At 46.6% G+C, this 14,733-nt stretch carries 9 protein-coding genes; 4 read left to right on the forward strand and 5 right to left on the reverse strand.

The window, feature by feature from the left end:
• Positions 1-16 precede the first annotated feature (16 nt).
• Together J4N39_RS21055 and sbcD are read right to left on the reverse strand one after the other, a co-directional pair.
• Positions 17-3,655: an AAA family ATPase gene (locus J4N39_RS21055; RefSeq protein ID WP_252024625.1), complete on the reverse strand. Its 3,639-nt coding sequence runs from the start codon at positions 3,653-3,655 to the stop codon at positions 17-19.
• Positions 3,652-4,878, reverse strand: coding sequence for an exonuclease subunit SbcD (gene sbcD / locus J4N39_RS21060; protein ID WP_252024627.1), 1,227 nt, complete (start codon positions 4,876-4,878; stop codon positions 3,652-3,654). Before sbcD ends, J4N39_RS21055 begins: the two co-directional genes overlap by 4 nt.
• A 96-nt stretch (positions 4,879-4,974) precedes the next feature.
• Between sbcD and J4N39_RS21065 the strand changes: the two genes are divergently transcribed.
• Complete coding sequence (locus tag J4N39_RS21065) at positions 4,975-5,463, forward strand: acyl-CoA thioesterase (protein ID WP_252024628.1); 489 nt, start codon at positions 4,975-4,977, stop codon at positions 5,461-5,463.
• 20 nt (positions 5,464-5,483) lie between these two features.
• Here the strand turns inward: J4N39_RS21065 and J4N39_RS21070 are convergent, their stop codons facing one another.
• Genes J4N39_RS21070 through J4N39_RS21080 form a run of 3 tightly spaced genes read right to left on the reverse strand, consistent with a single transcriptional unit; the run spans position 5,484 to position 10,897 of the window.
• Complete coding sequence (locus J4N39_RS21070) at positions 5,484-6,155, reverse strand: PAS domain-containing protein (protein WP_252024630.1); 672 nt, start codon at positions 6,153-6,155, stop codon at positions 5,484-5,486.
• Positions 6,142-7,545, reverse strand: a complete 1,404-nt coding sequence (locus J4N39_RS21075; protein ID WP_252024632.1) for a PAS domain-containing protein — start codon at positions 7,543-7,545, stop codon at positions 6,142-6,144. Before J4N39_RS21075 ends, J4N39_RS21070 begins: the two co-directional genes overlap by 14 nt.
• On the reverse strand, positions 7,532-10,897 hold the full coding sequence (locus J4N39_RS21080) for an ATP-binding protein (RefSeq protein WP_252024634.1): 3,366 nt from the start codon (positions 10,895-10,897) through the stop codon (positions 7,532-7,534). Before J4N39_RS21080 ends, J4N39_RS21075 begins: the two co-directional genes overlap by 14 nt.
• 140 nt (positions 10,898-11,037) lie before the next feature.
• On the opposite strand from J4N39_RS21080, the gene J4N39_RS21085 reads away from it, so the two are divergent.
• The 3 genes from J4N39_RS21085 to J4N39_RS21095 all read left to right on the forward strand — a co-directional run bounded on the left by J4N39_RS21085 (position 11,038) and on the right by J4N39_RS21095 (position 14,680).
• Complete coding sequence (locus J4N39_RS21085; protein WP_252024636.1) at positions 11,038-12,684, forward strand: response regulator; 1,647 nt, start codon at positions 11,038-11,040, stop codon at positions 12,682-12,684.
• Positions 12,685-12,693: 9 nt separating this feature from the next.
• Positions 12,694-13,887, forward strand: coding sequence for a two-component system response regulator (locus J4N39_RS21090; RefSeq protein WP_252024638.1), 1,194 nt, complete (start codon positions 12,694-12,696; stop codon positions 13,885-13,887).
• Between the two features lie 67 nt (positions 13,888-13,954).
• Positions 13,955-14,680: a Crp/Fnr family transcriptional regulator gene (locus J4N39_RS21095; protein ID WP_252024640.1), complete on the forward strand. Its 726-nt coding sequence runs from the start codon at positions 13,955-13,957 to the stop codon at positions 14,678-14,680.
• Positions 14,681-14,733 lie beyond the last annotated feature (53 nt).

Raw genomic sequence — 14,733 nt, forward strand, 5'->3', positions numbered from 1 at the left:
GTGTTTACAGTGTAAATTACGCCCGTACCCGATAGCGTGCATCCAGCTCACTAATACCTAAGCCACTCTTTTTGTGAACTTTTAGCTGAGCAGGAATACGTTCTTTCATCGCATCGACATGACTGATCACACCGATGGTTTTTCCTGACGCATTGAGGTTATCTAGAGCATCCAGTGCTAAATCTAGTGTTTCTGCATCCAAGGTGCCAAAGCCTTCATCCAAAAACAGCGAATCAATGCTGGTTTTGTGGCTGACCAGATCAGATAGTGCTAACGCTAAAGACAAGCTAACCAAGAAGCTTTCACCCCCCGATAAGGTTTTGGTGTCGCGTTCACTGTCCCCTTGCCAAGTATCTAACACCGTCATTTCTAAGCCTTCACCCGCTTTTCGCTTAAGTTGATAGCGTCCATGAAGGCGATCAAGCTGTTGATTTGCAAGATAGATAAGGTTATCTAACGTCAGGCCCTGAGCAAACTTACGGAACTTGTCACCTTTTTGCGAACCGATAAGTCCATGCAGGTAAGCAATATCATCGTACTCTTGCTGATAAGCCGTGATCTCTTGAAGAAGAGACTGCTGGCTTTGACGACGCTCTTCGTTGCTAGTTAGCTGATTACTGAGCTCACCTTGGCGCTGCGATGCTTGCTCGTAAATAGTGTTTAGTTCGCTATATTGAGCCGACACCACCTCTTCCGAAATATCTTGCCACTCCTCGGCATTTGGGTGCTGCTTAAGTGCTTTTAGCTTTTGCTCACAGCTCTCAATCAAGCCTTGCTGACGCTCGATATCCGCAACCAAACGCTGTTTTTGTGTTTCCAATACTCGCACTTGTTGCTCAGGTAACAATGCCGATTTAAAGCTTTCTAACTCGCTAAATGGACTAGTTTTTAAGACAACTTGCCATTCAGAATAGTGACGTTCTAATTGGCTGGTTGAAGACTCCACCGCTTTGTCGGCAGAAGATAAGGTGGCTTGTAACCCACTGAGCGCCTTTTGGCTTTCCGCCAGAGCAGTTTGCGCCGCCTGTGCTTTACTTTCATTTGAAGTTAGCTGCTGGCTAGATGTATTGATTTGTTCTGACACATCCTTGTCGCCAAACAGGGTATGACGCTGCTCGGCCGTCTGTTTCTGTTTCGTTTGAACGTCTGCGAGCTGGCTTGAAAGCTCGTTAATTCGCAACACTATGTTCTCAACTTCAACTTTCACGCCTTGTAGAGCAGGTGTGATTGCTTGTAACTGTTTATCAAGTTCGCCTTTTCTTGCTGCTTGCGATAGGTGCTCTTTGACTTGTTGCTCGATTTGCTCAAACCAAGGTGCGTAATCTTGAGGTTGTGACTGTCCGTGCTGCTCAAGCTCTTTATTTAACGTCTCCAGCTGCGCTTGTTGCTCTAAAGTCAAACTCTGGTTTTGCTTGTCGAGATTTTCCAATTGCCGCTGAAGATGCTTTAGCGTGCCTTCAATCAACTGATACTTAGATGATAATTGTTCTGCAGCCAATCGGGTTTGCTGGAGCTGTTTATCGGCCATAGTAAGCTCGACTTCGGCTTTACGAACCTCAGCCAATTGACCAGTTAGTGACGCAATCGACTGTTCTAACTGCTGCTGAGCATGCCCTGCACTGTCAACTTCATCTAAGCCAAGCTCCGTTGTCCATTGAGATTTAAGTTCTGCTCGCACTTGCTCGATCTGAACTAACTTGTTTTGGGCCTCATTCAAGGCGCGCTGGCAACTGTCTAGCTCGACCTTGGCTTGCTCACCTTGTGGTTTGATTAATGCCAGTTTTTGCTCAAGCGCTTGGATCTCGAGCACAATTTCTGGCACATCCACGTCCGGTAATTGATGCTCGGTTGAACCACAAAGCGGGCAAGAAACCCCTTCTTCAAGCTGTGAACGATACTTTGCTAGTTGCGCTTCTTGATCCACCAGCGTCTGCTTGGCTTTGAGCAGTTCGCCATTGAGTTTGTACTCTTCACGCAAGCGCTGATAGCTGGCTTCTCGCTGAGTAAACTCCTCACCCAGTCGCTTGTGCTCCGCTTGCCAGTGGGTTAATTCTGCTGTGCTTTGGTGCCACTGTTTTTGTATAGCCACCCAGTGATGCGCTTGATGCATCTGTTTGTTGAGTGTTTGTAGCTGCTGTTCTAGATCTTGAATGGAGCCGTTCTTTAGCAAGGCATCCAAGGCGTTTTGTCCAGAAGATTGCAACTGCTGTGCAGTAGCGAGTGCAAGATTACTCGCCGTTTGCGCACTGCTTAGTTCTGTCAATTGCAGCTGCTGCTGATCTTGTTGCTTGGTGACTTCTGTCAATTCTGCTTGAACAGCTGAAGACTTATTCAAGCTCGTCTGGTATTGGTTAAAGAGCGCTTTCCAACGCTCAATAAGCGGCGCAAGGTTGGCAAACTCTTGGTGAGTATCCAAATAGTGGCTTGCCTGATCTAGTTGTCGCTGCAATGCATCTGACTGCTCAACTAAACTCGCCAGTTCTGCTTGCTTAGCTTGCTGGTTTTGGTTTTGAGTGACTAGCTGATGTTCAAACTGAGTGATCTCTTTAGCTAAACGCAAAAGTTCGGTATCTAGCGGCTTAACCTGCTCTACAACCTGCTGAAGCTCATTGTGTGATTTTGATGACGCGTCTAACTCTTGCTTGGCTGTCTTTGCATCAATTTCTATCTGCTTGTGAGCCTGCTCTTGGTTCTCTAAGCGCTGGCGACATTGAACACAATCATCTTGATGTGTTTTAAGCTGCTTCTCGCTCTGTTGCCATAGCTCATAAGGCGCTTTTAACTGCTGAGCAGGCGTATTTAGTTCAAGCTTCTCCAACTCTGGGCGAGCATCAGCCAATGCTTTGTCGGCTTGTGTAAGTTGCTGCTTGCTGTTGACCAGCTCTCGTTCGAGTTTGATTTGATCGCGCCACCAATTTTGCTGTTGAAGCAATGCCGCTATCTGAGCTTTTCGCTCGGTTTGTGCTTTACTCAGGTTTTCAAGCTCTTGCTGAAGACTTTCTGTCTCTTCATTAGTCAGCAAGTTAATGCCTTCTGCCTTGCCATTAAGTCCAGAAAGATGTTGCTTGGCTTCACTAAAGTGCTGGTGTACTCGCTCGGAGATCTGACCGTAAATCTCCGTACCAGTCAGCTCTTCAAGCAATTCCGCCCTTTCAGCTTCTTTGGCATTCAGAAACGCGGCAAACTGACCTTGTGACAACATCATCGATTTGGTGAAACGGCCAAAATCAAGTCCAGTGATCTTCTTCACCAGTTCGATTTTTTTCTTCACCTGATTCGCTAGCACTTTACCTGATTCAACTTCTGCAAGTTCAACCACTGCCTGTTGTAGGTTGCCATCCGCTTGCCCACGAGAGCGACGCATCGACCAAAAAGCTCGGTATGCTTTGCCTTTCACTTCAAACTCAACCTCGGAGCAACACTGCGCTTCACCGCGAGTCATCAACTCATTGCTTGAGGTGGTTAGCTGGTCTAGACGCGGTGTCTCGTGATATAGGGCAGCACATATCGCATCGAGCAAAGTAGACTTACCTGCACCTGTCGCCCCTGTGATTGCAAATAGGCCGTTATCGACAAAAGGTGATTGGGTAAAGTCTATCTTCCATTCCCCTTTTAACGAATTAAGGTTTTCAAAGCGCAGTGATAAGATTTTCATGCTTCACCCTCCTTAAGTTCATTGAGGATGGTGGCAAATTTTTGTTCGATACGCTGCTTGCGGGCGGTTTGCTCATCGCCTTCGAAAACCTCTTGATCTAGACGTTTCTCAAACACTTGTGATGGAGTAAGTTCAGACAGGGTCTCTTTCGCTTGCTGTGCCAGTGCGCTGCGGTCTTGTTTGCGGCTGCGCTTGAGTTGCAGCACTTCAACGGGAAATGGTTCAATAATGTTTGCTACTCGCTGCTGAAGGTCTGAGAGATAATCTTGTGACTCAATTTCTAATGCCAGCCAAACGGTTTGATCTGGGTACTTGGCTTGCACCGCTTCCACTTGCACTTCTAACTGTTCAAGGTTCGTTTTCAGAAGCTCCATTGGCTGCGACATCGGCACATCCAAGGTAGTCACCTCAGTTTGTTGGCCAAAGTCCACCAGCACCACCTGTTTTTGACTGCTTAGCTCGTCAAAGCTAAGCGGGATTGGCGAGCCGCTGTAGCGAATAGTGTCATGCTTGGTGACTTTTTGCGGGCGGTGGATATGACCAAGCGCAATGTAATCTGCCGGTGGAAACCCGTCGGCAGAAAACCCATCTAGCGAACCTATGTAGATATCACGCACGGATTCAGATTGACTGACACCGAGTGCTGTCAGGTGACCTGTTGCAATGATTGGCAGCGTCTCTATGTCCAGATCTTTGCGCTTTTCCAGCGCAAGCTGATACACCTTGCTGTAATGCGTTTTGATTGCTTGGGCGATAGCCACTTGCTTATCCACACCACTTTCACCAGCTTCACTAACAATCAGATCCCGTGGACGTAAGAATGGGATAGCGCAAACCAACGCCCCCGGCTGGCCTTCGTTGTTGTTAAGCACGATCACTTGCTTAGATAAATCCTCCTCTACCCCAGCAATCACATCGGTGTTTAAACAGGCCAACACTTGCTTAGATTCATTAAGCATCGAGACCGAATCATGGTTACCCGCAAGCACCACCAAAGCACAGTTGTGTTGTTGAAGTGCGACGACAAATTGGTTGTAAAGCTCACGAGCGTAAGAAGGTGGGGTTCCTGTATCAAACACATCCCCCGCAATGATCACAGCATCAACCTGCTGTTCATCGACTTGGTTCAATAGCCAATCTATAAAGGCTTGATGCTCTGATTTGCGATTTTTACTAAAGAAGCTTTGCCCGAGATGCCAATCTGAGGTGTGAAGTATGCGCATGGAGTGATCCCTGAATAATTATGCTGGCAACGTTACCGCTTTTCGTTATACCTTGTCTATTGTTATAACAATGAAAACTCAAGGAAGAAGTAAATAATGAGTAAGCCTCAACGCGACATAACATTACGTTTTCTTGCTGAACCAAGTGATGTGAATTTTGGTGGAAAAGTACACGGCGGCGCTGTGATGAAATGGATCGATTTAGCCGCTTATGCCTGTAGCGCAGCGTGGAGCAGTAAATACTGCATCACCGCCTATGCTGGGGGGATTCGTTTTGTCTCCCCAATCTTAGTCGGCAACTTAGTAGAAGTGACCGCTAAGGTGATCTATACCGGCAACAGCTCAATGCACATTGCCATCGATGTGCAAGCCAGTGACCCTAAAAACTTAGAGCGCAAGCTCACCACCCACTGCATTGTGATCATGGTGGCAGTGGATGAAAACGGTAAGCCGACTTCGGTGCCTAAGTGGATTCCTGAAAGTGATGAAGATAAAGAGTTAGAACAGTCGGCGCTGCGCCTAATTGAAATGCGTAAGCAGATTGGTGATGAAATGGAAGCCCATGTGAAAGGGTTGAAAGAGTAATCAAGTAAAGCATACGCTTGCTACAGCAAGCGTATGATCACCATTGCACCGCGATTGCCTTCCGAAAGAAAGTGAAGCGGGTTAACTTGAATATTCACTTCGATAAAATCATCTCGCTCAGATATCCGTGACAATCGACAATCTTGCTGAAACTCTCGAGTCTCCTCTAACGCCAAATGCACCCATTGTGATAAGTGCTCCTTACTCGGACGAGTATCAAAAATTAGCTCCAAGAATTGCCCATTAACCATCGATAACTCCATGCCAAGCCACTCTAACGCCGCTGGGTTGGCATAATCTATCCGCCCTTCCTTATCAACCGTAATGATCATGTCGCTGATCGAATAGAGCAGCACTTGACTAAATAATTGCTGCTGATGTAGTGCATCATAGGTTTGATGAAACTTTTTGCCAATCGGTCCAAATATACACTCTGGAGCGTGCTCTCGTACTGTTAACTCTCTCTGCCCTGATTCAGCACTGTCTAGCCATTCATCCAATGCGTTAAGGGGGCGAATCACGACTTGCGAGTATACGTAGACCAAAAAAATCAACTGCATGATGGCAAACACTAATACGCACACCTGTAAGCCAACTTGCCCGTGTGCCGCAACTAAAAGGATAAAGTTGGTTCCCCCCCATAATATTGCTAGCAATGGCATTAACTTAGTGGGTAACTTAACCGATGCCATGGTTGAACTCCTCGTCAGCTTGTAAGCGAATAATTAAAATGATGGAGGATAATCCTTGCTCCCTTTGTTCCATGGCCTGTCCAATAAGCTCAACATCCACTTGGGTGGTTCGGTTAATGGAAAACAACTTACCTTTTGCCACCATTCGTTGGCCGGAGCGCTGGGTATGATTTACAACACGCTGAACAAAGTGTGACTCTCCAGAACCAATTAACAGTTCATAAGGTTGACCAAGGATCTGTTGTTCAGTCAAACGCAGCCAGTTCAACGCGGCTGGATTGCCATAGGTCACTCGGCCTTGGCTATCCAAAGTGATGATCAGGTCTCCTATGGTATCGAGCAGTGACAAGGAAAACTGATGTTGCTCCTGAAACTCGTGGTACACCCGACGAAACGTTGCAAAAATATGCTCGAAATCCGTGGTGGGTTGCCCACAAAAATAGCGGTTGTCAAATGGATCACTGCCATTGTAATTTCTCATCGAATCAAGTAGATGTGTCATCGGTACTGCAACCTTTTGATTCAAGCAGCGCCAGAATAAGAACATCAAAATAAGGTTCACGATGGCTACAGCGAGCGCTACTGTCATAGGGTGGGTATACCAAGTTCGTTCAGTAGGAAACGTCAGGGTGAAGCTCACTGGCTGCCTGATCCCTGCGTTGGTCCTGATGGCAAACTCGACGATATGGCTGTCATCAATACGGCGCTGCTCAGCAATATCAATAACCACACCCGAAGAGTAACTCACTCGACTTAAGTTGCTGGAAGCTTGAAAAAACTGTAAGCCGAACTCATGGCCAATGATTCGGCTGACACTTTCGATCAACTCATCCGTCGCTTCACGAAACAAAGTGATAGTACCAATGGCTCGGCTTGGTGAGAGAGGATGGTAAACCACGTCAGTCAAGTAGATAAGAACTTCATCTTCAACCACAATGATGCCACTATCTTTGACCATCATATGAGGTTTTCCAGTAATAGGTGTAAACAAGGTCGGCAGCTTGTTTAGTTCACTGAGTGGTGAATTATTTCTCAAGTAACATATCTCACCTTTGTCATCGAGCAACATGGCAACGTCGACAGGCAAGGTTTTGCTATCCAATAGCACATCGAGTTTACGTTCGACCTGACTCCAGTTGCTCGACGTCAATGGAATTATTGTCAGCTGTTGCTCAAGGTAGTTTTTCGCTCGGTATAGCGGCGCAAATTGTTGCTCAATGGCGTTATAGCCTCGAACCTTTAAGTGCTCTACCCTGGTTTGAAGGTGCTGATGCTGGATCTGCCAAACCGCTAAACCTGAAATTCCCGACGCTAAAAAGACCAAACACAGCGTCAACATCAAAACACGCTGCTGGAGTGATTGCGCAAGGCTTGGACTACTCAACGCCATCACACGCCTCCACCCTAGCCAACACATAGACTTCTACCCCTTGACCTAAGAGTTCCATCGCCTCACAAAGCGTCAAGATTTGTCCATTTAATTGATCTAACTCAGTGGTTAATGCTCCCTGCTCGATCAATTTCGCTTGCTCGGCAATATCAGTTGCACCGAGGTAAAGTAGTGAGCCTTTAATACGATGTGCGGTGTCTTTTACGCCCTCCTCATCCCCGAGACCGGCAAAACGTTTTAATTCAGCAATATCAGCATGATAGTTCTCGGTAAACGAACGTAAGATTTCCTCTGCAATCTCTTCATCACCACCGCACATCATCACGATATGCTGCGAATCGAATCGGTAGTCGGCAGGCATAAGCGTGTTAATAGGCTCATCGACTGGAGTTTGTTGCTTTTTCTCCTCATCAACGCTCAATGATGGCTCTGGGACTTCTAAAGCCTCCATCCACGAAAAATCAACCTCTTCATCCGCTTGAACTTCATCGAATGGTAAGGGAGCCAACTCTTCCAGAGTGTTGTCCTCTTCTATATCACGTTCTGTTTCACTCAGTTCAATTTTTGCAAGCTTTTGGGCGAGAACATCCATCGGGCATGGTTTGGCGATATAGTCATCAAAGCCAGCTGCTAAACAAGTGCTAGCAGCTCCACTCAAAGCATCGGCGGTAATGGCAATGAGGTACGGACGGTCATAGAACTGCTCTCTCACCGCTTTTGCCAAAGCAAAGCCATCCATAATAGGCATATGACAATCCGACAACACCAGGTCATATTGTTTGCGGTGTAATCTCTCTAGCGCTTGTTGACCATTATCGACCATGTCAAAGCTAACCCCTAAACGGCTTAACTGACCACCGATCACCTTTTGATTGACGGGATTGTCTTCTGCAAACAATACCCTTAAGCCGCTGAGCGATTTAAAATCTTCCACTGTATCTGGTTCATTTTTATCACTTTGAACATGTTGCTCGTCACGAGGTAAAAGCAACGTAATGCTGAACAAGCTGCCATAACCAACCACTGAAGAAACGTGGATCTCTCCCCCCATCTCCGCAATGATCTCCTGACAAATACTCAGCCCCAGCCCTGTACCACCAAAACGACGAGTTATATCACCATCGGCTTGAACAAACGGGTCAAACAGATCTTTGAGCTTATCCTGCTCAATGCCAATGCCGCTATCTCGAACGTGGATTCGGACCAAATCCGCACGCTCAACACCTTCTCCAGCATCAGGCTTAATCAAATGGAAGTTGAGTTCAATGAAGCCTGATTCGGTAAATTTGATTGAATTGGAGACCAGATTATTCACCACTTGCATTAAGCGGGTGCTGTCACATTGGTAATGAGTCGTCAGTGCAGGGTCGACATAATAGTTTAACTTAAGCGAGCGAGAGGCCGCCTTATGTTTAAAGTTATTGACCACGTTCTGCGCCACCATACGCAAATCGCACGATGTTGACTCTAGCACCAATTTCCCTGCATCCATTTTGGAGAAATCAAGCACGTCATTGAGCAATGCCATAAGATTGCGAGCAGAGCCATTAAGGGTTTGCAGTAAGTCATCTTGCTCTGCATCGAGATCAGTGTATGAAAGCGCTTCAGCCATGCCTAACACCCCGTTCATCGGTGTACGGATCTCGTGGCTCATGCGAGCAAGAAAATCCGACTTAGCCTGAGTCATGCTTTCCGCTCGTCGTTTAGATTCATTAGCCTCATCAAGCGCCTGTTTTAAGGTTCGTCTGATTTCAGCTTCTTTACGCGCCTTATTGCGATTAACCAACACTGCAAGTGAGATAAACACACACATCACGCCGATAAAAATCAGTGCCTGACGGTACATCTGGCTGACTTTTTCTGCTTCTCGACTCAACACCAAATACTGATGCCATTTCTTTTGTACCTGAGTTTGAAAATCCTGACCGAAACTGTTGATGGCCAAGTTGATGAGTCGGGTCATCTCCTCATTTTGTTTATGCACAGCGATTCGAGGAGACAAATCCAACTTGAGATCTTGGGCTTTGTGGATAGTTAAGTTATGCAGCTTTTGCTCCGTCATCACATAAGCACTGTTAAGCAACTTGCCTACGTGAGCATCGGCTTTACCATCACTAACCGCCTCTATCGCTTGACGAGTGTTATCAACATAGAAGATGGCATTATTTGGCAGTTTTTCTTTGACCAAATCGTTTTCGAGTAGACCTCTGACCATAGATAAACGAAGCCCTTCTAGTTGCCCGGTTTCGTAGCGGTCTTGTTCACTGATGATGGCTAAATCGGTATGATCGACTGCCACTGAAAAGTCAAAATGTTCTGTGCGCTCTTGGCTTTCAAGCACCCCAGCAAACAGATCCACCTCTTGACGCTGAAGCCCTGCCAACGCAGATTTAAATGACGGGTAAAAGGCCGGCTGCATCTCAACACCAGTAATCATTGCGATACGCTTTAACACGTCTGGGATGTAGCCATCAACAAACACAGATTGTGGAATGAAATAAGGCTCTTCCCCTGAGGTGATAAAAGCAAAACTGAGTTTTGGATTTCGCTCTATAAATACCTGCTGAGCTTGACTTAGGTAAGGCAATAACCCTTGATAGACTTGATAATGATTGGTGCCAGCGGGAAAGGCTTGACGCCATAACTGACCTGCAATTTCTTGGCTTGCCTCTCGTAGCCAGGTGTTCACTTCCGCTTGAAGGTAGGGCTTATGAAAGGATATGACGGCCCTAGCAGGGATCGGCGGAATGTTGGTTTCAACTTCAATAAAATTGCCACTTAAGCCCTGAAGCATCACTTGGCGCTGGAATTTCAGCGGGTCCCATGTAAGCACATAGTCCAACTGTTCTGTTTTGGCTAAGACCTTATCGACGTCTTCAGTATGAGCAATCACATCAATCGCTGGGTTGAAATACGCTGGGAAAACCGTGTTCGGCATATGAAAAGCCACGGTTTGCTCGTGTCTTAGCTCTACATTGCGTCGGTACAGCGTCATGGAGAGAGCTAAATAGGGAATACTCGCCAGTCCTTTACCCTGGATGGAATCGGTCGGCGAAAAAGCCATCATATCGATGTTGCCGTCTGCTAGCTCATCCAACAAATCAAGATAGTCCGACTCAACAAAGGTGACCTGCTTGTTTTTTACTTCTCCCCAAGCCTGCCAGTAGTTTACCGCAAATTCTCGCAGCCGTTTGGCGTCTTCTATTCGCAAACTGTTTGACGTTTCGGAAGCGTTTGGGATGCCTATGCGAACCAGTTCTGGCTCAGGCAAAGGGACGGAGTGCACCTGCATCGAGAGTGGGATGAATACACAAACTATCACCCACTGTAACCACTGACGCCACATCATCATCCACCCTCACTCGATAAACCGAAATAATCAACGGGCGGATTGTATAAGAGGAAATATAAAATCTCTGTTCTTTAGGGAACAGACATTCAGCATCCAAATAGACCAAAATACGCACACCTCTTTATCTGGTGATATCACACATGAGCTACGCTAACTTGTCTGTCCTGATTGTCGATGACAGTCCAATGTATCGAACTGCTGCGAAAGGAATGCTGCAAAAGCTTGGTTTTCAAACCGACTCAATCCATTTCGCTCAAGATGCCAAGGAAGCGATTGGGCTATGTCGTGAAGTGGCGTTTCAACTGCTTTTGTGTGATTACAACCTTGGTGACAAAGCCAACGGTTACCAACTATTAGCTTATTTACAACAGCAGCAGTTGCTGCCCCTTGATTGTACTTTAGTCGTTGTCACTGGGGATGGTACACCTGACGTTGTGCGTGGCTTTTCAGAGCTCGAGCCAGAGGGCTACCTGCTCAAACCTCTCAACTATGTCACCTTGCAATCTCGCCTACCACAATTAATGCAAAAGAAGCGGCAACTGTCAGAGATAAGCTCAGCCTATAGCGCTCATAATTATCAGCAAGTGGTCACTTTGGCAGAGAACACAACCTTCAAAGATGCCAGTGCGAAGCTGCAAGCACAGATGATCGCCGCACAAGCATATATGGCGCTAGACAAACTCGAACAAGCGCGAAACAGCCTAATTACCATGGACATTGAGCATAACCCAACGGTTGCGCTCATGCTGGCTGAGATCGCTCTAAAACAACGTCAGTACAAACAAGCCCACTTTTTGCTGGATGGCATAAAAACACACAACGCCCTCAAAGGGCGAGTGGCCTATTTGCGAGCCAGGCTATTTATCGCCAGTCGAGATTTTGCCAGTGCATGGCGATTTGCCAAACAAGCGTCGGATTTTTCATTGATGGCTGTCGAACGTCACTGGATAAAAATCGCCCTTGAGCTCGGTCTAAAACGCTACGACCATGCCGCTTTGTCGCTTAAATCCATGGTGCAAAGCGCTAAACACTCCTTTTATGAATCCACCGACATGTACCTGCTCGGGGCCAGCCTAACGCTTGACAATGCTTTGCTTCATCAACGTGATGCGTCCAGCCAAATCTTAACCGGCCTTTCAAAATGGTGTGAGGCATGGCGATCTCGCTTTGTGCGCAATGAGTACAAACCTTTTGAGTTGTTGATTTTTGCGAGAGCATGTGCGATTCGTGGCAAAGTTTTAGAAGCTGAGAAATACTTAACAGAATATTTAAGCATCACCCCAACCGAGCGCTCTCAAGCCCCCACTCAGCTTGAAATTATCGAGCGCCTTAAAGTGTTCTTGGTTATGGGAAAACAGGAGCTATATCAGGAGCACAAAGCCCAACTGCCCGCTCATGACATCAATACCGAACGAGAGTGGTTGTTCGAGCAGATTTTTTCAGTATGGCGCAGTCAATTTGAACTGTTACGTCAAGAGCAGCAAACCATTAAAAAAAGGGCGCAATTGCACGTCCAAGAGCAGCAGTATGAACAGGCCGTCAACTTACTACAAGAGCTGTTTCAATCTGGAGTCAATGACCCAGACATTGCCAATAGCCTATTCATTACACTCAGCCACGCATGGCCGCATGGGTGGAGCAAACGTCAGGTATCGCAATTGATTTTTCAATGCCAAGCGCAAATCCACAATACTCATTATGAAAGCAGTCAAGCTTATTTGGCCGCCAGTGAAAAACTCGCCAAGCAACTTAACCTTAAAGAACTCAAAAGCGTTGCGGTGGCATAGGAAGGCCTTATGACAACAATACTGATTGTGGAAGACGACAACTTTCAACGCAACGTCACTCAGGCGATGCTCAATGCCTTGACCGACGCAGAGATCTTACTGGCGAGCAATGGGCTTGAAGCTTGTCAGATAGTTAATGAAAGCGTGCCTGACGTCATTTTCTGTGACCTTATGATGCCAGAGATGGACGGAGTTGAGTTCGCCAAACGTCTTGCATCACTAGCGCCCAACTGCGCTTTGGTGTTTATCAGTAGTGCCGAAAACGACATCCAACAAGCGGTGGTTGATATGGCAAGTCGCTCTGGGCTTACCCACGTCACCAACCTAGCCAAACCAATCCACAAGGAATCTTTGTGTCGAGTGTTAGCTTGGGCTACGAGAGCTCCGAAGACCGAGAAAAAGCCACAACGACAACCTGAGTTCAACCTGGATTTTGATGACTTACACAAAGCCATCAACCAACTGCAAATTCTTCCTCACTTTCAGCCTCATTATAATGCTGCCAGCCAATCTCTGGTGGGTGCTGAGGCCTTAATGCGCTGGGAGCACCCGGAATATGGTCTGTTAACCCCAAATCACTTTTTGCCACAACTGTTAGCGGGTAAATACGCTTATCGCACCTGTATCCATATCTTGCGCCAAGCCATCCATCAAGCCAGCCGCTGGCATCAAATGGGCTGGCCATTGCAAATTGCCGTTAATGTCACTCCCTCAGATATGGCCCAACCGGATTTTTCAGACCGAGTATTAGAAATCCTCGACCAAGCGAGATTCCCCGCAGCGAAGCTTACGCTTGAAGTAACTGAGGTCGAACTTAGCCCAGACGTGGTTAAATCACTAGAGTCCTCAAGCCGCCTAAGAATGCACGGGGTACAAGTCTCAATTGATGATTTCGGCACTGGACACTCTTCACTATTACAACTTATCTCTAGCCCTTTTACTGAACTCAAAATCGATCAGATGTTTGTATCGCAAATGCTAACTAGCCGAAAACACCTAGCAGCGATTCGCAGCGTCATCGATTTAGGCAACAACCTTGGACTAAATATCGTGGCGGAAGGCGTCGAATCACAAGCACAAGCGGAGTGTTTGGCTCGAATGGGCTGTGATACGCTTCAAGGGTTTGCCCTCGGGTATCCGATGGCCGCACAAGATTTTGAAAAACTCTGTCGTCAATATTTTTCGCAGCGAACCTTAGCCTAGAGTTTTAATCTTAATCAAGATCCACTAAACTTCGCTCGTATTTTATTGATAAATAGATGAGTGGTTTATGATAGCGAATTTTGATATTCAGTGGCCTTGTGACCTAGACAAAAACACACAGCAGCAGCTGACGGATATCGCTATTCCTATCTCTGGATTAAGTCAAATAAAGCATTCAGCGCCACCGACCCGCAAAGGCCGTGGGGTGTTTTATGTAGCCAAAGGCCTTATCAGTGTGAGTTTTGCCGCCGATGGACCGCAGAGTATGTCTGGCGGCCTGTTGGGTGAAGGACTTTGGCTTGGGGGCAGCTTGATGATGACCCAAATGCTAATTAACGCCAACATCGAAGAAGTCAAACCGACTGAACTGCTCTACTTCCCTAAAGAGAAAATCGAAAAGCTTGCTGAAACTAACCCTTTCATTTACAAGTGGTTATATTTTTCCGCAGGTCAAGTTCAGCAGTCTTGGCTCCAGTCTCAGGTGGCTTCATTACATGACAAAGAGACTCGGATCATTGCGACTCTCCTAAGCATTTTGGATAAAAGTCAAAGCATCCGAGGTGCGGTGCCTCATATCAATATCTCGCAAAAACAGCTAAGCACGATTACTGGGATATCCCGCCCTCGACTCAATGAAGTGCTCAAAAAGCTTGAAGGTGAAAACAAGATAAGCCTAGCGCGAGGTAAGGTCTATTTTGAGGATCTTGAATCGCTCACCAAGCAGTTACAGCCAATAAAAGAGATCCTGCCAAACCTCGATCGGTATGTAGAAGAGTTTATAAGTAAGTTTTAAAGCCGTTCAGTCGCCAAATAATTCAGCGTCCAAGTAAATAATTAACCGTTAGA

Origin of the sequence: Vibrio sp. SCSIO 43136, assembly GCF_023716565.1 — a bacterium.
GTDB lineage: Bacteria > Pseudomonadota > Gammaproteobacteria > Enterobacterales > Vibrionaceae > Vibrio.